21 protein-coding genes are annotated in these 22,429 nt (G+C 65.2%); 12 read left to right on the top strand and 9 right to left on the bottom strand.

Going from position 1 to position 22,429, the window contains the following annotated elements; all coding sequences use genetic code 11:
* Positions 1 to 5: 5 nt before the first annotated feature.
* Positions 6 to 344, top strand: coding sequence for a hypothetical protein (locus H290_RS28200; protein ID WP_020106513.1), 339 nt, complete (start codon positions 6 to 8; stop codon positions 342 to 344).
* A gap of 85 nt (positions 345 to 429) precedes the next feature.
* Here H290_RS28200 and H290_RS0109230 read toward each other — a convergent pair whose 3' ends face one another.
* On the bottom strand, positions 430 to 939 hold the full coding sequence (locus H290_RS0109230) for an RNA polymerase sigma factor (RefSeq protein WP_020106512.1): 510 nt from the start codon (positions 937 to 939) through the stop codon (positions 430 to 432).
* Positions 940 to 1,062: 123 nt separating this feature from the next.
* Between H290_RS0109230 and H290_RS0109225 the strand changes: the two genes are divergently transcribed.
* Together H290_RS0109225 and H290_RS28195 are read left to right on the top strand one after the other, a co-directional pair.
* Entirely contained in the window at positions 1,063 to 2,895 is a 1,833-nt protein-coding gene (locus tag H290_RS0109225; protein WP_196809526.1) for a dynamin family protein, read from the top strand.
* Positions 2,892 to 4,325, top strand: coding sequence for a dynamin family protein (locus tag H290_RS28195; RefSeq protein ID WP_020106510.1), 1,434 nt, complete (start codon positions 2,892 to 2,894; stop codon positions 4,323 to 4,325). Before H290_RS0109225 ends, H290_RS28195 begins: the two co-directional genes overlap by 4 nt.
* On the opposite strand, the gene H290_RS28190 is transcribed toward H290_RS28195, so the two are convergent.
* Entirely contained in the window at positions 4,322 to 5,032 is a 711-nt protein-coding gene (locus H290_RS28190; protein ID WP_020106509.1) for a TetR/AcrR family transcriptional regulator, read from the bottom strand. The two genes, H290_RS28195 and H290_RS28190, sit on opposite strands and share 4 nt — an antisense overlap.
* 97 nt (positions 5,033 to 5,129) lie before the next feature.
* Here H290_RS28190 and H290_RS0109210 point away from each other — a divergent pair, with 97 nt between their 5' ends.
* The 5 genes from H290_RS0109210 to H290_RS30160 all read left to right on the top strand — a co-directional run bounded on the left by H290_RS0109210 (position 5,130) and on the right by H290_RS30160 (position 10,681).
* A complete protein-coding gene (locus H290_RS0109210) occupies positions 5,130 to 6,626 on the top strand; it encodes an MFS transporter (RefSeq protein WP_028462977.1) in 1,497 nt (498 codons plus the stop codon).
* Positions 6,627 to 6,726: 100 nt separating this feature from the next.
* Positions 6,727 to 7,476, top strand: a complete 750-nt coding sequence (locus H290_RS0109205) for a maleylpyruvate isomerase family mycothiol-dependent enzyme (RefSeq protein ID WP_020106507.1) — start codon at positions 6,727 to 6,729, stop codon at positions 7,474 to 7,476.
* A 159-nt stretch (positions 7,477 to 7,635) separates the two neighbouring features.
* Positions 7,636 to 8,040, top strand: a complete 405-nt coding sequence (locus tag H290_RS28185) for a hypothetical protein (protein WP_020106506.1) — start codon at positions 7,636 to 7,638, stop codon at positions 8,038 to 8,040.
* A 30-nt stretch (positions 8,041 to 8,070) separates the two neighbouring features.
* Positions 8,071 to 8,451: a hypothetical protein gene (locus H290_RS30165; protein WP_020106505.1), complete on the top strand. Its 381-nt coding sequence runs from the start codon at positions 8,071 to 8,073 to the stop codon at positions 8,449 to 8,451.
* A 133-nt stretch (positions 8,452 to 8,584) separates the two neighbouring features.
* On the top strand, positions 8,585 to 10,681 hold the full coding sequence (locus H290_RS30160) for an Hsp70 family protein (RefSeq protein ID WP_020106504.1): 2,097 nt from the start codon (positions 8,585 to 8,587) through the stop codon (positions 10,679 to 10,681).
* Between the two features lie 16 nt (positions 10,682 to 10,697).
* On the opposite strand, the gene thiD is transcribed toward H290_RS30160, so the two are convergent.
* Positions 10,698 to 11,522, bottom strand: a complete 825-nt coding sequence (thiD, locus tag H290_RS0109185; protein WP_036518463.1) for a bifunctional hydroxymethylpyrimidine kinase/phosphomethylpyrimidine kinase — start codon at positions 11,520 to 11,522, stop codon at positions 10,698 to 10,700.
* A gap of 188 nt (positions 11,523 to 11,710) precedes the next feature.
* Between thiD and H290_RS28170 the strand changes: the two genes are divergently transcribed.
* Positions 11,711 to 12,748 carry an FUSC family protein gene (locus H290_RS28170; RefSeq protein ID WP_020106502.1) on the top strand — a complete coding sequence of 346 codons (1,038 nt, stop codon included), beginning with the start codon at positions 11,711 to 11,713 and terminating at the stop codon, positions 12,746 to 12,748.
* Here the strand turns inward: H290_RS28170 and H290_RS0109175 are convergent.
* Positions 12,659 to 13,918 carry an APC family permease gene (locus H290_RS0109175; protein WP_020106501.1) on the bottom strand — a complete coding sequence of 420 codons (1,260 nt, stop codon included), beginning with the start codon at positions 13,916 to 13,918 and terminating at the stop codon, positions 12,659 to 12,661. The genes H290_RS28170 and H290_RS0109175 overlap by 90 nt on opposite strands.
* 77 nt (positions 13,919 to 13,995) lie before the next feature.
* Positions 13,996 to 15,597, bottom strand: a complete 1,602-nt coding sequence (locus H290_RS0109170) for a SpoIID/LytB domain-containing protein (protein WP_081631533.1) — start codon at positions 15,595 to 15,597, stop codon at positions 13,996 to 13,998.
* 254 nt (positions 15,598 to 15,851) lie between these two features.
* Here H290_RS0109170 and H290_RS0109165 point away from each other — a divergent pair, with 254 nt between their 5' ends.
* Complete coding sequence (locus H290_RS0109165; RefSeq protein WP_020106499.1) at positions 15,852 to 17,984, top strand: N-acetylmuramoyl-L-alanine amidase; 2,133 nt, start codon at positions 15,852 to 15,854, stop codon at positions 17,982 to 17,984.
* 106 nt (positions 17,985 to 18,090) lie between these two features.
* On the opposite strand, the gene H290_RS0109160 is transcribed toward H290_RS0109165, so the two are convergent.
* The 3 genes from H290_RS0109160 to H290_RS0109145 all read right to left on the bottom strand — a co-directional run bounded on the left by H290_RS0109160 (position 18,091) and on the right by H290_RS0109145 (position 20,309).
* On the bottom strand, positions 18,091 to 18,921 hold the full coding sequence (locus H290_RS0109160) for a Cof-type HAD-IIB family hydrolase (RefSeq protein ID WP_020106498.1): 831 nt from the start codon (positions 18,919 to 18,921) through the stop codon (positions 18,091 to 18,093).
* The gene (locus H290_RS0109155) at positions 18,922 to 19,680 is read right to left on the bottom strand and encodes a 1-acyl-sn-glycerol-3-phosphate acyltransferase (protein WP_020106497.1); all 759 of its coding nucleotides are present in this window, start codon (positions 19,678 to 19,680) and stop codon (positions 18,922 to 18,924) included.
* 194 nt (positions 19,681 to 19,874) lie between these two features.
* The gene (locus H290_RS0109145; RefSeq protein WP_028462976.1) at positions 19,875 to 20,309 is read right to left on the bottom strand and encodes an Hsp20/alpha crystallin family protein; all 435 of its coding nucleotides are present in this window, start codon (positions 20,307 to 20,309) and stop codon (positions 19,875 to 19,877) included.
* Positions 20,310 to 20,606: 297 nt separating this feature from the next.
* Between H290_RS0109145 and H290_RS28165 the strand changes: the two genes are divergently transcribed.
* Both H290_RS28165 and H290_RS0109135 read left to right on the top strand, forming a co-directional pair.
* Positions 20,607 to 21,035, top strand: coding sequence for an STAS domain-containing protein (locus tag H290_RS28165; RefSeq protein WP_020106494.1), 429 nt, complete (start codon positions 20,607 to 20,609; stop codon positions 21,033 to 21,035).
* A gap of 47 nt (positions 21,036 to 21,082) precedes the next feature.
* Positions 21,083 to 21,529 (top strand): ATP-binding protein, encoded by a 447-nt coding sequence (locus tag H290_RS0109135; protein ID WP_036518515.1) that lies wholly within the window; start codon positions 21,083 to 21,085, stop codon positions 21,527 to 21,529.
* Between the two features lie 86 nt (positions 21,530 to 21,615).
* On the opposite strand, the gene H290_RS0109130 is transcribed toward H290_RS0109135, so the two are convergent.
* Positions 21,616 to 22,386 carry a 1-acyl-sn-glycerol-3-phosphate acyltransferase gene (locus H290_RS0109130; RefSeq protein WP_020106492.1) on the bottom strand — a complete coding sequence of 257 codons (771 nt, stop codon included), beginning with the start codon at positions 22,384 to 22,386 and terminating at the stop codon, positions 21,616 to 21,618.
* Between the last annotated feature and the right edge of the window lie 43 nt (positions 22,387 to 22,429).

Here is a 22,429-nt window from a genome sequence, read left to right as displayed (position 1 = left end):
GTACCGTGACCAGCCCAGATGACCAGCTCGACGGGATCTTTTCCCAGATCGCCGCGCAGGACCAGGTTGATCCGGCGGTCTTCGATCAGACCCTTGAAGCCGCGTTCGACTACACCGGTGCCGGCTTCGACGAACTGATCCCGGAGACCGACACCACATTCGCGGACGATACCGACGACACAGGCGACGACGTCTTTGCCGGAGATCTCACCGACGACCTCGGCGGGGACTACCACGACGACGCAGACGAGGCCGACACCCAGCCTGACTCCCCCGACCACACCGACTACACCGACCACTCGGACTACACAGACCACTCGGCCGGAGACGACCTGCTCAGCTGAGCCCACCCCAACCCCCGATGATGTGCCCTTTTGGCGAACAAAACCCCAGGTGAGCGCCACCAAAAGGGCACATCATCGGGGTGCGTCAGGAGAGGGTTTCCAGGAGTTTCGCGCGGGCCCGGTTGATACGGCTCTTGACGGTCTGCACACCGACACCCTGCTGATCAGCGATCTCCTGATAGGACAGATCACCGAATTCTCGCAGGACGATGGCCTCGCGGAACTCCAGTGGCAACAGCGCCAACGCGGCACGGACGCGGTCGACATCGGCGACCTGGGCATCGACGCGGGGCGCAGTCGACTCGAATTCCGGAGGTCCGTCGGCAGAGGTGTCGAGTCGCTTGCGGACAACCGCGAGAGCCGCATTGGCCGCGATCCGGTACATCCAGCTCGTGAACTTCGAATCGCCACGGAATTTGCCGATGTTCTGCCAGCCGGCGATCAACGCGTCCTGCAGCGCATCCTCGGCGTCGTACTTGTTGGCGGTGATTCGAAGACAGACCGCCCAGATCTGATCCCGGTTGCGGGTGACCAGCTCGCCAAAGGCCGCTTGATCGCCATCTTGGCTGCGCAAAACCAGGTCGCGCTCGCTCATGTCAGTCACATGATCAATGTCGCAGACCATGATGGATGCGGCAGAGTAATCGGGGGAGAAACCGTCCCTTCGAACGACCCCGACGCACTGATGAAACCGTCCAACGATGATCCGGGAGTGATCGTGACCACTGGCGCCAACGCCGAAGCAGTCGAAGCGCTGGGTGCTGCCACCGAGGCGCTGCGCAAATACGGACAGAAGAAGGGTGCGGACCTCGCCGAGTCGCGGTTTCACTCCGCAGACTCCGGCGGTGCGGTGGTGTTCGTGGGTGAGGTCAAGCGCGGCAAGAGCACCCTGGTCAATGCCCTTCTCGGACGATCTCTGGCACCGGTCGGGGTGGACATCACCACCAGTGCCAGCGTCTGGTTCACGCCGCCGGATGCGACCCTCCCGACCGGATCGGCGCGGCTCGACTTCCCCGACTCCAACCGGATCATCCCGCTGGCCGAACTGCCCGACTGGGTCACGATGGCAGGCCGCCACGTCCAGGACCCCACGATCGACGCACTGCCCACCGAAGCGGTGGTGGCCACCGATCCCCTGCATCTGCCCGGACTGACGCTCGTCGACACTCCTGGCGCAGGCGGTCTTGATCCCCGGCACGCGCGCCTGGCACTGACCGCGGCCCGCCGGGCCGGGGCCATCGTGATGGTCTGTGACAGTGCGGCGCCCCTCACCGCACCCGAGATCGAGTTCTTGCGCACAGCCACCGAGACATCCGGATCGGTCGTCGTCGCGATGACCAAGATCGACAAGAACCGGCGGAATTGGCGGACGATCGCCGAGGAGAACCGGTCGATCGTGCGTAGCCAGCTAGGACGGACGGCCACGGTGATCGGGGTGTCGGGGTCGAGAGCACTGGCCGCACTCGAGCAGAGCCCGGCTGAGCGAGAGGAAATCCTCGCCGCATCGGGGATCCCGGCGCTGCGTGATGCGATCAACGAACTCCTCGAACATGGCGAGATCTCCCCCATGCTCGACGGCTTGCAGGTGTGCCGCAGCGGGATGCACCGGATGAAGACCCGCCTCGACACCGAGATCGCAGTGGTGCAGGGCGACTCGTCCGCGCTGGACGACCTCAACGAGAAGAAGGCCAGACTCAAGGAACTGCGCGACCACGGCACCGAATGGGACCAGCACCTGTCCCGCGACGTCACACTCAACCGCCAGCGCGCCACAGCGCAACTCGAGAGCGATCTGGCCCGGCTCAAGGAAGATTGGACAGGCCGCATCAACAGTGAGGGCTGGCGGATGCTGCGCAAGCAACCCCAGGTCTTCACCGCTGCCATCACCTCAGATCTGCAGGCCGCCAGTGCCAGATCCTTCGACACCTTCGCCTCGGGTTTGCACGACGTGGTGACGCAACTGTTCGGCAACGACGAACAGTGGGAGGACATCATGAACTCGGTGGCCGCCACCCTGGTCGCCGAGGACATCAATTCCCCTGAGGTGCAAAAGAAATGGAAGGATGTCGTGGATCCCAGCGCGATGATGATGGGGTTCATGGGCGCCAATCTGCTGACCGGAGGCATGGTCGGTGGCGCCATCTTCGGAAGTCTCGCGATGGCGGTGGTGTTGCCGGTCGGACTGGTCGCCGGCGGCGTCTGGTTGTCGGTCAATCTCGGCTACCGGGCGATGCGCAACGGCCGTCAGCATCTGATCACCTGGCTCCGGGAAACCTTGCAGCTCACCAGCAAATCGACGCTGCGCGTGATCGATCGCACCGTTGCGACCGCACGCCCGGAGATCATCGTGGCATATCGGCGACACCTTCGCGCGCAGACCGAGGAGATCACCGATCAGATCAATGCCGGGGCCGAGGCCGCCAAGGAAGACAAGCTGACGCGCGACAAGCGGGTCCGCGGGCTGACACGTCGGCAGACCGAGATCGTCTCTCTCATCGAACAACTCGACGCCGCAATCGCCGGACTCAAGAAGGCGGGCACAGCACTGTGACCCAGCCACCCATCCGCCGCACCCGGCCACATGCCCTCCGCGACCAGCTGACCGGAGCCTTGGCGCACATCGCACAGATAGACCGCCCCCTGGCCCAGGCCACCGCCCGCATCCGAGACGATCTGTGGGCACCGCCGCGGGTGGTGGTCGTCGGGCGGGTGAAGGCCGGGAAATCGACGCTTGTGAACGCATTGATCGGTGATCGCGTCGCCGATACCGCTGCCACCGAATGCACCAAAGTTGTTGCGGTATATCAGGATGGAGCACCGTCCCGGGCCGAGATCATCACCATCGGAGGGGCCCGCCGGAGCGCGCCGCTGACCGATGGGCGGGTCACTGAACTCGGTTGCCCGGCAGAAGAGGTCGCCTACCTCAACCGCTACCTGCCGAGCCTGCTGCTGCGGAGAATGATCCTGATCGACACCCCCGGCCTCGCGACCATCACCGCCGGCAACGAACAGGCCACCCGGCGGGCGCTGATCGATGGCTTCGGACAGACGCGCGACGCCTCGGTCAATGCCGACGCTGCGATCTTTCTGTTCGACGCGACTCCACGGTCCGACGAGGTGCAGTTCCTCCACGACCTCGGCTTCTCGTCGGTCAACACCATCGGGGTGCTGGCCAAGGCGGATACGCTCGGCGAGGGCGCTTTTGGTGACTCCGACCCGATCGAAGAGGCGCAGAAGCAATCGGAGGCCATCGCGGCGTCGATGTCGGCGGGTCTGCTCACCGTGCAGCCGGTGGCGGGCCTTCTGGCCCAGACCGCGCAGACCGGCCAGTTCACCGAGTCCGACGCCGACGCCCTGGCCGCGTTGGCGGGCCTGTCCGATCTACAGCTGGAGATGTGGCTCGAGGCGCAGACGCCATCGATCGGCACCGACGCACAACGCGATCGACTGCTGGACCTGTTGGGCGAGTACGGACTCCGGCACGCACGTGGCGTGGCTCTACGCGGCGCCCACGCCGTCAACGCCTGGCTGCAACAACATTCGCGAGTGGACGAACTCCGCGCCAACATCGACGTCAACCTGACCCGATCAGTTCTGATCACCCGCGCGATCGCCGCCTGCACGCAGATCGAGCATCTCGCCCTGACCCATCCCGCCGGCGCTCAGATCCGGTCGATCCTTCGTCAGGTGCGCCAGAGCCCCCAGGCCCACACGATGGCCGAGTTCAAAGCGCTGAGTTCACTGACCCAGACCGATCCGGAATCACCCTGGGTCAGCGAGCTTCGAGCGGTGCTGGTCGGTTCCGGAATCACCGGTCGCATCGGTCTGCCACCGCATGCCCACCGCGACGCGGTTGCCGCGGAGCTGGACCGGCGGCTGCGGCGAGTCCACGAGGCCGGCCTGCTGGGCGGTTCGGCCGCCGAAGAGGATGCCGTTGCCGTTCTGCTGCATACCTATTCGATGATGCGGCGGTCGATCTAGCGCTCCCTGATCGACCTACCGGTCTGGTTGACGACAAACACCTCGGCCATCTGTTCAGTGGTCAGCGGCTCCGCATCGAGTGGAGTCACACCGGTCCGTGAGGCGCGCATGCCGTCGACGATGATCCCCATCGTCCGTCGCCACAATTCGGGGTTGTATCCGTGGGCCAACTGGGCGGTCGCCTGGATCGAAAAGGCAAGCACCGGAAGGTCTGTCGCAGTAAAGTCCGCCCGCAACCGGCCGTCGTCGATCGCCCTGGACACCAGACTCTCCGCAGCGCCGTCGATGACCTTGTGGGTCTCGGCGATGTCGGCCGCCAGATCGTCTCGAGAAGCCGTCGATTGCACGGCCTTCGGGGGACCGGTGAACATGAGCTCCCGCAGAGCACGATCACGCGCCATCATCACGGCGCCTTCATTCAGGAAATGGAGCAGGCCTTCCCACGGGTCCGCCATGGCATCGGCGGCACGCGCCATCGCCGCGACATCCTCGAGGCGGGAGGCGAACAACGCCTCGATGAGGCCTTCCTTGTTCTCGAATCGGCGATAGATCGTCCCGACCCCGACCCCGGCATGTTTGGCCACATCCGCGAGCGTCGCGTCGAGCCCCGCAGTCGCAAACACCTCTCGCGCCGACACGATGATGCGATCGCGGTTCTCGCGGGCGTCGGCCCGTAGGACGTCAACCGTGTTTTCCGTCTCAGTCATGACTCCATCATAGCCGCTAAGTGGAATCATCCATTCCGCTCTGCTATCGTCAAACGGAATTACTTATTCCGCTTCCGCTACGTTGCCGAGAGAGAACATGTCTATTACCCAAACGTCGCCGTCACGAGCATCTGTCGGTTCCAACCACCGTTGGCTGATCCTGGCCGTGCTCGCGATCGCCCAGCTGATGGTCGTCCTCGACGCCACGATCGTGAACATCGCGCTCCCCGAGGCGCAGCAGGCCCTGGGCTTCAGCGATGGTCAGCGGCAATGGGTGATCACGGCGTACTCACTCGCATTCGGCAGCCTGCTGCTCATCGGCGGCCGGATCAACGACCTGTTCGGGCGAAAGAACTCGTTCATCGTCGGCCTGATCGGCTTTGCCGCGGCGTCCGCACTCGGCGGCTGGAGCCCGACCTTCGAGGTCCTGGTCACCGCCCGCGCGCTCCAGGGTGTCTTCGGCGCGCTTCTCGCACCGGCCGCCCTGTCACTGCTCGCCGTGACCTTCGCCGGATCGGAAGATCGCGGCAAGGCCTTCGGCATCTTCGGCGCAGTGGCCGGTGCCGGCGGCGCGATCGGACTCCTCCTGGGAGGCGTTCTCACCGAATACGTCTCGTGGAATTGGTGCCTGTACGTCAACGTCATCTTCGCGATCATCGCGATGGTCGGCGCAATCATGCTGCTGCCCAAGCACATCAAGGACGGCGCCCGCACACCCATCGACTGGGCCGGAACCATTTTGGTGACCGCGGGCCTGTTCCTCATCGTCTACGGATTCGCCAATTCCGAAACCAACGGCTGGACCGATGCGGTGACGGTGCTCCCGCTTGTCATCGGAATTGTCCTGCTGGCCGCGTTTCTCTGGGTCCAGACCCAGGTGTCCCATCCGCTGCTGCCCCTGCACATCCTGCTCGACCGGATGCGCGGTGCGTCCTACCTCGTCATGCTCATCGCCGCGATCGGCATGTTTGCGGTCTTCCTGTTCTTGACCTTCTATCTACAGCAGACCCTGGGATTCAGCCCCGTCGAGACCGGTCTGGCATTCCTCCCGATGGTCGGGTCCATCGCGATCACCGCAGCGATCGCGGGGTCGGTGCTGGTCACCCGGTTGAGCCCCAAGGTGATGGTGGCAGCCGGTCTGACCGTCTCCGCGCTGGGCATGGTGTTCCTGACCACCATCGAGACCGACAGCTCGTACGTCACCGGCGTCGTTCCGGGCCTGATCATGATCGGCATCGGTCTCGGTACCGTCTTTGCCAATGCCATGAGCCTGTCGACCTACGGCGTCCAGGCCAGTGACGCCGGAGTCGCCTCCGCCACGGTCAACACCGCACAGCAGGTGGGTGGATCCATCGGTGTGGCACTGCTCAGCAGCTTTGCCGCCACCGCCGGCGCGAACTACGTCAGCGACCACGGCCCGGCGGGACCTGACGGTATACAGGCCATCGTGGACGGCGCGGCCATGGCCGGCTACCACGCGGCCTTCTGGTGGGCCGCCGGGTTCTTCGCACTCGGCGCACTGGTCGCCGGTGTCGTCTACCCCAACAAGATCCCCGAGATCGACCCGGATGCCGAACCGGTCATCGGACACTGATGCGTTGCCGCACTGGATATACCGCCGCCGGACCTGAGGGCATCGGGTCCGGCGTGCGGTATTCGGTGACCGCGTCCGACTGAAGCGGTAGTGTCCGGACGTGGACTACTCCGTGGCGTTCGTGGAAGAAAATCGTCTGTTCGGTGAGCTGATCCGCGGGGCCGATCCGGCCCTACCGGTGCCGACCTGTCCGGGATGGACAGTCCAGCAGCTGTTTCGGCATGTCGGTCGTGGGGATCGCTGGGCCGCGCAGATGGTCGCCGAACGTAGCGAGCACGCGATCGATCCGCGGTCGGTCAGCGGCGGAAAGCCGCCCGCCGATCCGGAGCAGGCAATCGACTGGCTGCACGAAGGTGCGCAGTTGGTGATCGATGCGGTGGCAGAGACCGGCCCTGACAGCCCGATCTGGACGTTCATCGGACCCCGGCCGTCGGCATGGTGGATCCGCCGCCGGCTCCATGAGGCAACTGTCCACCGAGCCGATGCCGCACTGGCACTGGGTCTCCCGTATGAGCTGAGCCCGGCACTGGCCGCCGATGGGATCTCCGAGTTTCTCGATCTCCTCGCCCACCCCGGTTCGGGCCGGCCTTCACCCCTGGATGCCGGGGCAACACTGCACCTGCACGCCTCCGAAGACACTCTCGGCAGTGCCGGTGAATGGTCGATCAGCCACGGCGACGACGCGATCATCTGGGACAACAGCCACACCAAGGCTGCGGCGGCGGTCCGGGGCCGCGCGGTCGACCTCCTCCTCGCACTGACCCGTCGACAGTCCGCGGCCGAAGCCGGCGTCGAAGTCCTCGGCGACCAGCCGATCTGGGAAACCTGGCTCGAACGCACCGCCTTCTGACCCGGTCGAGCGGCGTCGTCATTCGGTGACGTAAGTGGGCCGCTGCGCGGCCTGATCAGGTTCGGAAAACTATTTCCATATTCGCCGGAACATTCGGCACATGCGGAGTCTCCTATCTACAACACCGCAAGCCAGACACACACCAACAAGGAGAACCAAATGTCCGACAACAGCATGCCCGAGATCAGCGACGACGCCACCGTTCTGGAGGTCTTCGACGTCGACAACGACGGCATCGTCGAATCCGCCCTGGTCGACGTGGACGCCGACGGCGTCGGCGACGTCATGGTCCAGGACTACGACCAGGACGGCACCGCAGAAACCCTGGCCTTCGACACCGACGGCGACCAGCACTTCGAGACCGCGATCTCGGACTCCGATCAGGACGGCATCGCCGACACCATCTTCGTCGACGAGAACGCCGACGGCGAGCACGACATCGCCTTCGTCGACGAAGATCAGGACGGTGAGGTCGACACCGCCTACGTCCACGAAACCGGCACCGACGAGTGGACCGAGGTCGATCCCGACAGCCTCGACACCCCCGACACCAGCGCCCTCTGAGCCGGCGACAACCAGCACCAGGGGAACTCCGTGTCCGATTCCACCAAGTCTGATCCGCCTCAGACCTCGCCCCAGAGCGAGCGTGACAACACCGAATACCCGCAGGACGAGCCACAGATCGTCGGATACGCCGACTTCGACGGCGACGGCTACGAGGAGTCGGCGCTTGTCGACACCGACGGTGACGGCATCGACGACACCATCGTTCAGGACTTCACGGAGGACGGGGTCATCGACACCATCGCCTACGACCTCGATGGTGACGGGTTCAGCGAGACCAGCGCATCCGACCTCGACCAGGACGGAACCGTCGACACCTACTTCACCGATGTCGACGAGGACGGTGTGCACGATATTGCGGTCTCCGATCTGGACCAGAACGGTATCCCGGACGACTTCAGCATCCTCTAGCCACATCCTCAACCGTCATCTGGCAGTAGGACATTCACCCACAGGACAATCGGCTGCCGCCAACGCGTAGATGCTTTACGTTGGCGGTGGCCGACTCCGATGGCCCAACCCAACTCGAAAGGAACCCCCACCGATGTCGAACCAATGGTGGCTGGCGATCGACTTCGGTACATCGAACACCGCCGCGGCCGCATACGAACCCGGTTCCGGCGCACCGTCTGTGGTGCCGCTCTCGCACAACAGCGACATCATGTCGTCATCGGTATACGCGGATTCGTACCGCAACGTGGTGGTCGGTGAGGCCGCGGTCAACCAGGCGGCCGGCAATCCGGCCGCATTCATCACCCACCCGAAACGGCACATCAACGCCGGCACGGTGCCGGTCGGCAATCTCGACCTGCCGTTGGAGAATCTCATTGCCGCCGTGCTCAATTCGGCGATGACCCGGGCCGCCGAACGACGCGGCGGACTCCGGCCCAGCCGGTTGATCCTCACACATCCGGTCGCCTGGTCGCCGGAGGAGATCGATGTTCTGACCCGGGCCGCCGAGTTGATCGGTTTCGACCGCCGGGCCATCACGCTGATCTCCGAACCTCGTGCCGCGATCGCCCACTACACCCGTGCCGTCGGTGACGCCGACAACGGAAACTCCACCATCCGAACGGCGCCCGGCCAGACCGTCGCCGTCGTCGACTACGGCGGCGGCACCTGCGATGTCGCGGTGGTGAAGATCGCCGACGCGAAGTCCGCCCCCGGTTCGATCGACTTGATCGCGCACGACGGCAGCAACGGTCTCGGGGGCAAGAACCTCGACGCCATGATCCGCCGATGGGTCGACAAGCAACTCACCTCGCGTGCGCCCGGGCTGCTGGAATACCTGCGGACAGATGCCAATCTCTCCACCAAGCGTGCCGTCGACGACAACATCCGGCGTGCCAAGGAGTTGCTGTCGGAGTCACCGCGCGCGGTCATCAACATCAGCGCCGGCGGGCACGAGGCCATCCTCGAACTGACCCGCGGCGAGTTCGAGCAGCTCATCGCCGCCAACGTCGACTCGGTTGTCGATCTCACCCGGCGGACACTCGCCCGCGCCGGTGCCGGCAGCGACGTCCAGATCTACCTGACCGGCGGTTCCTCCCGGGTGCCGCTGGTGCATCAGCGCCTCGGCGAACTCGGCACCATCGCAACACTCGACAACCCGAAGACCGTGGTCGCGCTCGGTGCCCTCGAAGCCATCGTCGCGGAGTCGGAATCGGCCGGATCTGCGCCCGCACCATTCCCGGTGCCGCCCGTCGCGGGGATTCCGTTGTCGAAGCCGCCTCGCGGGGACGCCCCCTCCGCGCCGCCGATGACACCCGTGGGTCCCCCGCCGCCGAGCCCACCCGGCTGGGGCACTCCCGGCTGGGGCACACCGGATGCCCAGGACACGCCCCCACCTGCCACGACGCCACCACCATTCACCACCGCACCCCCCGCCGGCTATGCGTCGACGGCCCAGTACGGAACGAATCCCCCGTACGGCACGGATCCGCAGCCGAGCTACGCCTCGGCCTACGGCGCGCCCCCGCAACAGCCCGGCCCGAACCCCAACCGCAAGCGCAATCTCACGATCGGTGCGATCGCCGCGGTGGTTGTGGTGCTGGTCGCGGCCATACTCGGTGTCGCGATCATCAGTTCCGGTAGCAGCGACCCGAAAGCCGGACCGTCGAGTTCCTCGACCACGTCGTCGACCACAACGTCCACCTCGAAGTCGGCAACCACCAAACCCACCGAGCCCACCCCTGACGTTTCGACGGCCGCCGGCACGCTGGACGCCGACGACCAGGGCCTGGTCGACGCCAACCCGGACCTGTTCGACGCCGAAACATGCCAGCCGGTCGACCGGCCCGACTACGCCGTCGCCGCGATCATCTGCGCGCCGGCCGACTCGGTGCTGACCGAGGGCACCACGGGTGCCCCACCGAGCGCCATCGCCCTGTTCGACGCCGGTACGTCCGATATCAAGGCCATCGCCGACGCGGAGTACGCCGAGAGCAACACATCCCAGTTGTTCACCCAGACGATCGATGGCAAACCGGTGTACGCGTACTTCGACACCTTCGACGACAACACCGTGGCGTACATCATCTACTCGGAGAAGAACAGCACCATCACCTGGTGGGTCACCGACAGTACCGACCAGGAAGCATTCGCCGCGTGGTTGCGGTCGGCCCAGATCTGCCTCTGCTGAACCCCTGAGCAGGTTGTCAGCTCAGGCTTCCGGCGAGTCCGATCGATGGTTGCGGAGCCCGGGTCGCGATCGAAGCCGTGATCCCGGCCCTGGTGAACTCTTTGGCCACCCGAACCGCGTCGAGGACGTTTGTTCCCCTCGTGAGTTCTGCCGTGATGGCGGCGGCGAAGGTACAGCCGGCGCCGGCCACTCGCTGATCACCGATCTTCGGTGATCGGAGTTCGGTGAACTCGCTTCCGTCGTAGACGATGTCGACAGCGTCGTCGCCCGGTAGATCCATTCCGCCCTTGACCACGACGTACCGGGGTCCGAGATCGGCAATACGCCGTGCGGCTTCCTTCAGATCATCGGCGTTCTCGATGGTCTCCATGCCGGCAAGCGTGCGGGCCTCGAACAGATTCGGCGTGACCACCGTGGCCAACGGCAGAATCTCGGTCCGTAACCCGTTGTCGGTGTCGAGGGCAGCACCCGGTTCCTGCCCTTTGCAGATCAGCACCGGATCGACGACGATGTGCCGCCAGGTCTGCGCCGACAGTGCATTCGCCACCACCGCAATGGTTTCCGGCGTACCGAGCATGCCGATCTTCACCACGTCGAGATCGTGCGCACTGGTGGCGGCTTCGATCTGATCCGCGATGACCTCGGGGGCGACAGGAACGAACCGATGTGCCCAGTCAGCTTTCGGGTCGAAGGAGACGATGCAGGTGATGGTCCCGACGCCGTACACACCGAGCTGCTGAAATGTCCTGAGATCGACCTGGAGTCCGGCGCCACCAGTGGCCTCGGACCCCGCTATCACGTACGAAATATGCGGCGCTGCCCCATCAGTGTCTCGATGCATGTCCTCATCTCCTTCTCATCGGCGCGAGGACCATTGTCCCAGCAACCGCATGCTGCGTTGAGCCCGCATCAACGGGTGGTCGATCTGCACGCATGCAGGACGGGTTGCTGCTAGCGTTTCGGCAAGGCACATCGGGCCGCTCCCCGAAAGTCTCTGACCTGGTCGAACGGCGAAAGGTGTTGTGGCCCATGCCCCCGGCACGGCTGTTCGCCTGGAGTCGTACCAACGCAATCATCGGCGCGGCGGCAGCGATACCCGCCGTGATTGTTGCCTTCTGGAACATCGCGGCGGCCGCAGCACTCGGTGTCGGTGTTCTGCCGGCAGCGGTGGTCGGAATCCCGCCGCAACGCAGAGCTCGGATCATCCTGTTGATGGCCGGGTTTCTCATCGGTGTCCCGATGATGGCCGGTTCCCTGGTGGCCCCGTTCCCGGTGGTCGCGGTGCCGGTGATTTTCGCCCTGGCGCTGGGTGCGGTGCTGCTGGCCGGCGTCGCCCGGTTCGCCCGGGCAGGTCAACTGATGATGACCCTCGCGGTCCCTATGGTCGGAGTTGGTCTCAGTTACGACAGTGTCGGCGAATCCGCACGGTTGACGCTGCTGTTCATCGGTGGATCCGCCCTGGTCTGGCTCCTCTCGCTGACGCTTCCGGAACGTGAATCCGAACCTCGGGACGAGCCGGCGCAGGCACCGGGCCTGAGCTATGGCCTGAGGCTGGGCGCTGCCGGAGCCCTGGCAGCGGCCATCGGTTTCGCATTCGACTTCGATCATGTCGGATGGGCGTGTGCGGCAGCACTGATGGTGATGCGCCCCGTCCGTGAAGTGCAGATCTCACGGATGGCAGGCCGCCTGGCCTCGGTCATCGCCGGTGCCACCGTAGCCGTACTTCTCATCGAAATCTCCCCGCCGGCAGCGGTTTTCGCGGCCATATTCGGGCTGGCCCTCACTCTGGCATCCGCCACGAGAGGCTCGCGGTTCTACATCCTGCCTGCGTTCACCACGTTCTTTGTCATCATGCTGCTGGGATACTCCAACCCCGACAACGCACCTTCCCGGCTGTTCGAGCGGATCAACGAGACCGCGCTGGGCATCGCAATCGCGTTGTTCTTCGGGATCTTGCTGCCTGCGTTGATGACTCGTCTATCGACGAATCACCCGCCGCAATCCATAAATCAGGGCACCACAGGCCAGGACCACCAGCCCGGCGATCACCGACGCAACCGGCAGTGACACCGCCAGGACAACACATCCGACCAGCCCGACCACCGGGATCAGGCGCCGCGGTCTGCCTTCGTCGTCGCCGAGAGTCGCCGCGGAGACGTTGGCGATCGCGTAGTAGATGAGAACCGCAAACGACGAAAAGCCGATCGCCTCACGCAGATCCGCGGTCGCGGCCAGAATCGCCACCACCAGGCCGATGACCAGTTCGGCACGGTAGGGCACACCGGTTGTCCGATGTACCGCGGCGAGCGGGTGCGGCAGGTGCCGGTCGCGAGCCATGGCGAGCGTCGTCCGGGACACACCGAGCAGCACCGCGAGCATCGATCCGACCGCGGCCACGACCGCTCCGGTCCGCACCACCGGTTCGAGCCCGGGGACCCCGGCGGCGCCCACCGCATCGACCAAGGGTGCGGCCGACTCGGCCACCGCGTCGCCGCCCAGCACGCTCAATACCGACACCGCGACCACCAGATAGACGACCAGCGTGATGCCCAGAGCAAGCGGGATCGCCCGCGGAATGGTCCGGGCCGGATCGCGCACCTCCTCGCCCAATGTCGCGATCCGCGCGTATCCGGCAAATGCGAAGAACAGCAGTCCAGCGGCCTGGAGCACTCCGGTGACCGTGACGTCGGTGAGCGGATCGAGCCGGCTCGCCTGCGACGCCTCCGAGGTGAGCGTGGTGACGACGACCGCTGCCAGAACCGCCAGCACCACGGCCACGATTAGGCGGGTGACCAGGGCCGACTTCGTCACCCCCAGGCAGTTCACGGCAGTCAGCAGCACCACCGCCGCGACGGCAACCGCATGGGCGTGGTCCGGCCAGAGATACAGCCCGACGGTCAGCGCCATCGCGGCACAGGATGCAGTCTTCCCGATAACAAATCCCCAGCCCGCGAGGTAACCCCAGAATTCGCCGAGCCTTTCGCGGCCGTACACGTACGTCCCACCCGATACCGGGTAGAGCGCGGCCAGTCGTGCGGACGACATCGCATTGCAGTAGGCGATGACCGCGGCGATCGCCAGACCGATGAGCAGTCCGGCGCCGGCCGCGGCCGCCGCGGGCGAGAGTGCGGCAAAGATACCGGCGCCGATCATCGACCCGAGTCCGATTGTCACGGCGTCGAATACACCGAGTCGGCGATGGAGTTGTCCGGCGCCGGCCGGACCTGGTTCGCTCACGCGCCCAGTATCCACGGGTCCACGCCGGGATCATCCCCGAGACGACCCGCCGAGGGAATAGTTCCCTCGGCGTTCACTCAGGGGGCAGAAGTTGGGGCGATCAGGTCCTCGAGCGGGAATCCCAGGACGGTTTCGCCGCCTTTGAGTATGTAATCGAGCAGGGCGGCACCGGCCAGCGCGTGGGCGCCGGTCTCGGGGCTGAAGAAGACTGTGCCGTTCTGGAATTGTTGCGCTGCACCGGCTCCGGTGACCGTGGTGATGACCGGCCCGATGGCACTGCCGAGAAGTCCGGCACTACCGCCCAATTCGGTGAACTTCATCCCGATGGCGGCCTCGGCCAGCGCCAGCAACGAATTGATCAGTTCCTCGGCCCCGGAACCTTCCGGGGTGCCGGGTACGGCCGGAATCCCCGGGACGGTAATCGCCCCCGGTGCGGCCGTCGCTGCGCCGACACCCGAGGGCGGCGCGATGATCGCCGGCGGATTCGGTTGACCCTGAACAGAGAAGTACGACGACTTCAGCTGCAGCCTGGTGCGGACCTCCTGCGCCGGAACGTCGACGCTGCCGCCGGTTCCACTGATGCGGACGGTGGCTGCCCGGCCGTTCTCGGCGCCCACGCCGTAGGCCTCGATCACCTCGAATCCGGTCAGGGATCCGACGCCGAACTGGGCGGCGATGCTCGACGAGCTCACCGAGGCTGTCCATTCGTGGTGCGGGGAGATCGCGTCGCCGTCGTCGATCACAGCCGGGAAGTCGCGGCCATCGGTGGCGCCGCCGGTGGACGAGGAGAACTCGGTGAACGCCGCTTTTCCGTCCTTCAGCAGAATGACGCCGGCGGTCGCGTCGACCGCCGCGTTGGAGCGTGGGTCCTCGGCGTCGTATCCGCCGTAGACCTGGGAGTTCTGGGTGTCGTCGATGGGCTTGCTGATGTCCATCGACGCGAGTGCGTATGTGCGTGCCGCGACGGCCTGGGCCTTGAGCGCCTCGGCGCCACCCTCGTCGGCCCAGGTCACGATGCTTTCCTTGGGTACAACACCTTTGACGTAGTCGTCGAGAGGCACCACGTTGATGACGCGGCCACCGTCGAATCCCAGCGAGCCGCGGAAGGTCTGATTCGAACCGCACATCTTGAGGAGTTCGGGGTCCGGGCGTCCGGGCCCCGGCGTGATCGGTGAGACGAGCGGCCGCGGCAATTCGACGGATTGGAGAACCCCGCCCCCGCAGCCGTCGCTGATGGTGGCGGTGGAACCCGACAGACTCACGGCCTGTCCGGGTGCCACCGCCACATCACCAACCTTCATTCCGGCGTCCGCGAAGACATTGACCGACGACTCGCCTGTGAGAATTACCGAGACGTCGACGTTGTCCACCTTCCCCGCGGTGGTGCCGCCGTAGTAGTGACTCAAGATCTGAGTCGAGGTCCAACCTTGTTTGGCATAGCCAAACGCGCCCCACTGGCCCATACCGCGACCGTGCCCGTTGCCGTGCCCGATCAGCGTCACCTCGCTGCCGACGGCAAGCGAAACATCTGCTTCGACCACCCGCGGGATGACCCATCCCGCAGCTCCGACGGCCACCAGCAGGGCTACCCCAGCCGCTGCCGGTCGCCGCAGCCGAGCACCGTACGCAGCCCGGCCCCCAATGGGTCGAGTGGTGTACAGGCCTGGAATACGCGGCATGGGGGTCCCTTCGCAACTGTTCCGCCCACCTCGGCTGTCACGAGCACGCATCATCGCCGCGGTGTGACTAGTGGGACTAGAGTGACAGTAGTTGCTATTCGGTAACCACAAAAGTCACAGGACATAACAACAGCATCACGAGTTTCACGCCACGCCGAGTCAGGTCGTGGACTTCACGGGATGCAGAAGACACGATTTGCCGGTCTAACAAAGTCGATGGGGAAGTCGACGTTGCGCAGGACGCCTGCTTTGGCATGCCTGCCCACGTCGGTGATGACCAGCCCGACAGTTCGACCTACAAGGAGACCTACGTGCGCTATCGCCGCCCCAAACCGTCGATCGTCCTGGGCACGGTCGCGGCCGTTGTCGTTGCCAGCCCGGTCGCCATCCTGGTCGGAGGTAGTGCACCGAACCTCGCCGTCGATCCGAGCGAGGCTCCCACCGCCCAGTCGATCACGCCGACAACCATCAACCAGGTCAGCCTCAACGACGTACCGACACTTGTTCTCAACCTCGTGAAATCGGGCCTGGCAGATGTGGGCGTGACGCTCCCGCCGGTCGACATCTCCGGAATCGACCTGCCCGACATACCGTTGGAGATCCCGAGCGGGGTGATCCCGACCGAACTCCTCCCCTCCACCACGGCACCACTGGAATCCGTCTCACCGTCGACCACCACACCGTCGAGCAGCACCCCTGCCGAACCCGGCACTCCCGAGGGCGCACTGGTCAAAGAGGTCAGTCAGGACAAGCCGTTCTCAATGGTCGGATTGACCTGGGACGGCGTTGCCAATACCACCGCCTACATCCGCGCCAAGAAGCCCGACGGATCGTGGGGCCCGTGGATCTCGGCCGACAAGGTCGACGGCGTCAGCGACAAGAACCCGGAGAAGCAGGGCACCGAACCGGTGTGGGTCGGCGATGCGAACGTCGTGCAGATCGCGGTCACCAATGACGGTGTCGCAGCGCCGGGTGCGGGGACGGAAGAACCCGCCGCCGCATCATCGACAACCACAACGTCCACAACCGAATCGTCGACCACCCCGACGTTCACCACACCCCCGGTACCCAAGCGCACCGACACGTCGATCCCGACGTCGACGGTCACTCCCGGCCAGATCGCTCCCCGGGTGTTCACGCCCAAAAAGCAGCCGATGCTGACCACCACCGGGGCACCCGAGCAGGATCTGCTGCAGCAGGCCTTGTCGTCGATCAGTGCGGCCCTGATCTCACCCGGATCGACGGCACCGACCACCGACGGTCAAACCCCGGCCGAGAACGCCGTCCCCATCGCCCCGGCAACGCCGGCACCCCCCGGTGACCCGCAGGTGATCTACCGCGCCCAGTGGGGCGCCGACGAGTCGATGCGCTGCTCCGACCCGACGTACGATCCGGAACTCAAGGAGACGATCGTTCACCACTCCGCCGGTTCCAACGACTACACCCGCGAGCAGTCCGCCGAGATCGTCCGGGGCATCTACGCCTACCACGCCCAAACACTCGGCTGGTGCGACATCGGCTACAACGTGCTCGTCGACAAGTACGGACAGATCTTCGAAGGCGCCTCGGGCGGTCTCGACAGAAACGTCCAGGCCACCCACACGGGCGGATTCAACCAGGACACAATGGGTCTGGCGTTGCTGGGCAACCTCAACGAGGTCGCCCCGACACCGGAGATGCTCAATGCGGCCGGGACCTTCCTCGGATGGCGACTACGGCTGGCCGGGCTCGACCCGAACGGTCAGGGCTCCGTCACCTCGATCGGTTTCCCGGGTGGTCTGTATGCCGCGGGTGAGACTGCCACCGTGCCGATGATCAGCGGTCACCGCGACTTCTACAACACCGACTGCCCCGGGCAGTTCGGATACGACGCACTACCGCAGATCCGGGCGATCGCTGCCGGTGGCACCCAGTTGCCGACCGCGAATCCGCAGGTCCTCTCCACCACCGACACCGGTGCCATCGCCCAGCAGTGGCAGGAAACCGGCGGGCCCACCGGCGAGCTCGGAAATGCGACGACCCTCGAGCAGACCACGCCTGACGGCTCGGCCAAATACGTCGACTTCGAGAACGGCAAGATCTACTGGTCCGAGGCCACCGGCGCACAGATTGTCCAGGGCGCCATCGAGAAGGCATGGGCAGCACTGGGATTCGAGACCGGGTCCCTGGGACTGCCGACCTCGGGTGAGACCACCACACCGGCGGGCATCAGCCAGTCGTTCCAGGGTGGGACGTTGATCTTCAACCTGATCACCGGCATCGTCGAGGTTCTGCGCACCTACGTCGACGAGTACACCAACAGCTACAACGAACAGCGCGGTACACCGGCGCCGGCAACCACCGGATTGCCCACCACGGAGGTGCCGACCACCGCACCGCCGGCCTGACCCGCCTTACGCTCGGAAATTTCGCTCCACGTACTTGCGTTCGCTCCTGTTGCAACAGGAGCGGACGCAGGTAGGTGGAGCGAATTTTGGGATCCGGACCAGCCGGTCAGAACCAGCGGGCCAGAACCTGGCCCACGCCGCCGGAATTGTTGTCCGGGGCGATCTCGTCGGCCGCATCGATAGCGGCCTGATGTCCGTCGGCCATCGCGAAACCTCGTGTCGCCCAGCGCAACATCTCGATGTCGTTGGGCATGTCACCGAAGGCGATCGAGGCGTCGACCGGCAGGTCACGTAGTCGCGCGAGCACTTTGAGGCCACTGGCCTTGCTGACCCCGGGGGCCGCGAGTTCGATCAGTCCGTTGTCGGTGGAGTAGGTGACGTCCGCGAGGTCGCCGACCACCGCGGCCATCCGCCGGGCCATCTCGTCGCTGGTCATCTCCGGCCGGCGCACCAGCATCTTCACCGCGTCCCGCGACAGCACGTCGGCTTCACTCATCTCGATGTGATCAGGGTTGAGCCAGGCGTGCTTGTAGCCCGACGTGGCCACAAACGGTGGCGTCGCGGCGTCGTGGGCGCTGTTGCCGACCCGCTCGACCGCGAGGCCGCACCCGGGGATCTGCTGATATGCGAACTCGGCGAGCTTCTCCAGCACCGACGCGGCGAGGGTTTCCGAATGCAGGATCCGGTCGGTCGCGGCGTCGTAGACGATCGCGCCGTTGGCGCAGACGGCATACGGTTCGAAGTCGAGTTGGTCGGTGATCTCCGCGATCCATCGCGGCGGACGACCCGTGGCGATCACGAACGTGGCACCGGCCGAGGTGGCCTTGCTGATCATCGTGCGCACCAGTTCGGGCACCAGGTTGTTGTCGTCGATGAGCGTGCCGTCGACATCGCTGGCGATCAGTGTGGGCGGGCCTACGAACTCCGGTTGGGGCATTTATCCATCTTGCCTTTTCGCCGCCCGAGCGGCAGCGTCGGCCATGTCCATCGCATCGGCCTCCTCCAGCGTCGGGGCCCCGCCACCCAGTCGCGCCGGCACCCAATACGCCCCGGCGGGCTGATCGTCGTACCGTTTCTGAACCTCGAGCAGCATGCGCTGCATCGTCTGTTTCAGCTCGTCAACCAGCATGTCGGTCGTCACGGTGTCGGCCGAAGGCGGCGGGATCGGGTCACCGAACTCGACGAAGACGGGGGTCTTGGTGCGTCCCAGATTGCGCGGACCACCCTTCGTCGCAATGCGCTGTGATCCCCAGACGATGACGGGCACGATCGGGACCTGTGCGTCGATCGACATCCGCGCCGCACCCGATTTGAACGCCTTGATCTCGAAACTCCGGCTGATGGTCGCCTCCGGATACACGCCGACCACTTCCCCGGTCCGGAGACTCTGCACAGCGAGTTCGTAGGCCTCGGCGCCGGCCGCCCGGTCCACCGGCACCGTCTTGGTGTGTTTGATCAGGAAACGCATGATGGCGATCTTCTGCAGCTCCGACTTGATCATGAACCGCACGCGCCGGCCCCGGTGATAGACGCCCAACGCCGCCGGCAAGAAGTCGAGATAGCCCGTGTGGTTGATCGCCAGCACCACTCCACCGTGCGCGGGCAACTTGTCCAGCCCGGCAAAATCGAGCTTCAGTCCCTGAACCTTGACCAGCGCCTTTGCCGTCATCTCAAGCGCTCGAAATACCGGTTCCATGGCGGTCAGCCTAATTCAGAGTCCGGCAGGGCAACGCTGTTCGCACTAGCTGACACGGCCGTGCCGCCCGGCCGGGCAGCGGGCGGCACGCACCACTTCGGTTGGTCAGGTCGCGACGGACATCACGGTGGCCCACCAGTCATCGAATGGGCTCGGATCGGGCCAGATCACGGCCGTCACGTCATCGATGGGGATCATTTCTCGATCTCCTGCACCGTGTCGGAGTGTGAAATCGAAATACGCCGAGGCTTTGCCCGCTCAGCCATCGGAATCGTGACCGAGAGCACGCCGTTCTCATAACTGGCGCTGATCCCGGCGCTGTCGATGCCTTCTCCGAGCGTCAGTTGACGACGGTAGCTTCCATAGAAGCGTTCACTGGAGAGCCATTCGACCGAGTCGTCCGAGCGGGTGGAGCGCTGCGCGGAAAGTGTGAGGGTTCCGTTGTCAACGCTGACATCGATCGAGCCCGGGTCCACACCGGGCAGGTCGGCCGTCAGGACGTAGTGATCGTCGACCTTGTAGAGATCCATCGGCATGAACCTCGGAGTTCGAGATGATCCCATCTGCTGGCCGGCCAGCAGTCCCCGGGCAATCGCATCCACGTCACCAAATGGGTCAAAACGAAGCACAGCAACCCACCTCCATCTTCACTCAGGCCCGCCACCCTGGCGGGCGACCAAAAATCACTGTGCACTTACTTTTTAGCACTCTCCCCGGTAGAGTGCCAAGAGCGTTTTCGGGGAGATTTTCATCCAGTCCCGCACTCGCACAGCAAGTTCGAACAACGAGCAAACCTCGGCCGGTCCGCCGACGACGGCCCAATGCTGATAGATTCCGCATCGCTCACACCAACTGTGCAAATATGAACGAGGCCGGTTCAGCGAGTAGCCGCCGCGCACATCTGGCACACGGCACAAGGGGTTTCGATGGATCCGATCGACGGGCAGGCGAACCACGCCCGCGAAGACTCCGATCTGCCGGCCGGCACGGGCCTCACCATCGCCACCGACCGTACCGGCGAGCTCGCGGTCCTGACCGTGCGCGGCAGTATCGACGTCCTGACCGCACCGCAGTTGTCCGACGCGGTGCAGGAAGCAATCATCCGGACCCCGGTCAGCCTCATCATCGACATCTCAGAGGTCGACTTCTTGTCGTCGGCGGGAATGATGGCACTGGTCACCGCGCACGAGAACATCGCACCCCACGGACGCCTGGCGGTGGTGGCCGAAGGCCCGGCAACGGCCCGTCCCATGCACCTGGTCGGTCTGGACAAGACCATCACCGTGTACTCGAGCGTGGACGAGGCCGTAGCCCGATTTGGTGAAGAACGACGCGCCGACCCGTACTCCGCTTAGAACCCACCCGCCTTGGGTAACACCGAAGGGTGGATGCCGAGCGAATCATGACAAACTCGCCGACCAAGAATCCGCAGTTCGCGTACGCCGACGTGACTGCCGATCCAGAGTCGGCAACAAGGCTCCGCAAACACCTGGCGACCTGGCTCGAGGACGACGTTCCAGAGGCACACGACCGCGCCGACGGGATCACCCTCGCGGTGTATGAAGCCCTGGCCAACGCGGTGGAACATGCCTACGTCCACCTCGCCGGACCCGGGACCATGAACGTGAGTGCCGTGTACCACCGGCACGCTAACCTGCTCAGCGTCACGGTTCAGGACCACGGCCGTTGGCAGGAGGTCAAGGCGACCTCCGCCGCGGGGCTACGCGGCCGGGGGATTCCGCTGATGCAGGCGCTGTCCGACCACCCCCGCATCAACCCGACGGCGTTCGGCACCACCGTCATCCTGGAATGGAACCTCGGTCGCGATCCGCAGCCGGACGGAGACTGACGACCCGATGGTGATCAGCTCGGACTGATCACGACCTTCAGTGCGTGGATCGATGGCGATGGTGCCCCAGAGGCCCGTGGTGAGGGTCAGCTGCTGTGACCCTCGGCCTCTTTGGCGGCCCGTTTCGCGGCCTTCTCCGCCTGTTCCTCGGCGTCCATCCGATTCGCTTCGTCCAGCGTGGGCGCACCCCCACCGAGCCGGGCGGGGACCCAGAACTCGCCCGGTGGATAGGGGCCGTAGGTCGCCTGGAGATCGAGCAGTAGCCCGCTCATCACGGTGTGCAGTTCTGCGGTGACCTCGGCCGGGTCGCCCGATGCGTCGATGGGCTTGCCCACACCGATCGAAATGGGGATGTTGGTGCGACCCAGCCGCTTGGGATGGCCTTTGGTCCACACCCGCTGCGCGCCCCAGATCACGGTCGGCACGATCGGCACGCCGGCTTCCTGCGCCATCCGGGCCGCACCTGACTTGAACGCCTTGACCTCGAAGCTGCGACTGATGGTGGCCTCGGGATAGACACCAACGAGCTCACCGTCCCGCAGGTAGTCGACCGCGGCCCGGTAGCTGTCGGCTCCGGCCCCACGATCAACGGGAATGTGCCGGAGGCTGCGCATGATCGGCCCGCTGATCTTGTTGTCGAAGACCTCTTTCTTGGCCATGAACCGGACCTTGCGTTTGCCCTGCAGGAATGCGGGTAGGCCGGCGTAGGTGAAGTCGAGATACCCGGTGTGGTTGACAGCGATCACCGCGCCGCCGGACTTCGGTACATTCTCGACGCCGGAGATCGTGAACTTGAGCCCTTCGACCGCCCACAGCGAACGGGCCAGAGTGATGACTGTGTCGTAGACCGGTTCCATCCCGCGAGCTTAGCGTTGGCTGACACGCGGTACGCCCTACGCG

It is taken from the genome of Nocardia sp. 348MFTsu5.1 (genome assembly GCF_000383535.1).
Classification (GTDB): Bacteria; Actinomycetota; Actinomycetes; order Mycobacteriales; family Mycobacteriaceae; genus Williamsia; species Williamsia faeni.
This window is presented reverse-complemented; position numbering and strand designations above follow the sequence as displayed.

What these genes read in the sequence shown, in the direction of transcription:
- H290_RS0109230 (WP_020106512.1), bottom strand. Translation starts at nt 939, where the DNA reads ATGAGCGAGCGCGACCTGGTTTTGCGCAGCCAAGATGGCGATCAAGCG.
- H290_RS28190 (WP_020106509.1), bottom strand. Translation starts at nt 5,032, where the DNA reads ATGACTGAGACGGAAAACACGGTTGACGTCCTACGGGCCGACGCCCGC.
- H290_RS0109210 (WP_028462977.1), top strand. Translation starts at nt 5,130, where the DNA reads ATGTCTATTACCCAAACGTCGCCGTCACGAGCATCTGTCGGTTCCAAC.
- H290_RS28185 (WP_020106506.1), top strand. Translation starts at nt 7,636, where the DNA reads ATGTCCGACAACAGCATGCCCGAGATCAGCGACGACGCCACCGTTCTG.
- H290_RS30160 (WP_020106504.1), top strand. Translation starts at nt 8,585, where the DNA reads ATGTCGAACCAATGGTGGCTGGCGATCGACTTCGGTACATCGAACACC.
- thiD (WP_036518463.1), bottom strand. Translation starts at nt 11,522, where the DNA reads ATGCATCGAGACACTGATGGGGCAGCGCCGCATATTTCGTACGTGATA.
- H290_RS28170 (WP_020106502.1), top strand. Translation starts at nt 11,711, where the DNA reads ATGCCCCCGGCACGGCTGTTCGCCTGGAGTCGTACCAACGCAATCATC.
- H290_RS0109170 (WP_081631533.1), bottom strand. Translation starts at nt 15,597, where the DNA reads ATGCCGCGTATTCCAGGCCTGTACACCACTCGACCCATTGGGGGCCGG.
- H290_RS0109165 (WP_020106499.1), top strand. Translation starts at nt 15,852, where the DNA reads ATGCCTGCCCACGTCGGTGATGACCAGCCCGACAGTTCGACCTACAAG.
- H290_RS0109160 (WP_020106498.1), bottom strand. Translation starts at nt 18,921, where the DNA reads ATGCCCCAACCGGAGTTCGTAGGCCCGCCCACACTGATCGCCAGCGAT.
- H290_RS0109155 (WP_020106497.1), bottom strand. Translation starts at nt 19,680, where the DNA reads ATGGAACCGGTATTTCGAGCGCTTGAGATGACGGCAAAGGCGCTGGTC.
- H290_RS28165 (WP_020106494.1), top strand. Translation starts at nt 20,607, where the DNA reads ATGGATCCGATCGACGGGCAGGCGAACCACGCCCGCGAAGACTCCGAT.
- H290_RS0109135 (WP_036518515.1), top strand. Translation starts at nt 21,083, where the DNA reads ATGACAAACTCGCCGACCAAGAATCCGCAGTTCGCGTACGCCGACGTG.
- H290_RS0109130 (WP_020106492.1), bottom strand. Translation starts at nt 22,386, where the DNA reads ATGGAACCGGTCTACGACACAGTCATCACTCTGGCCCGTTCGCTGTGG.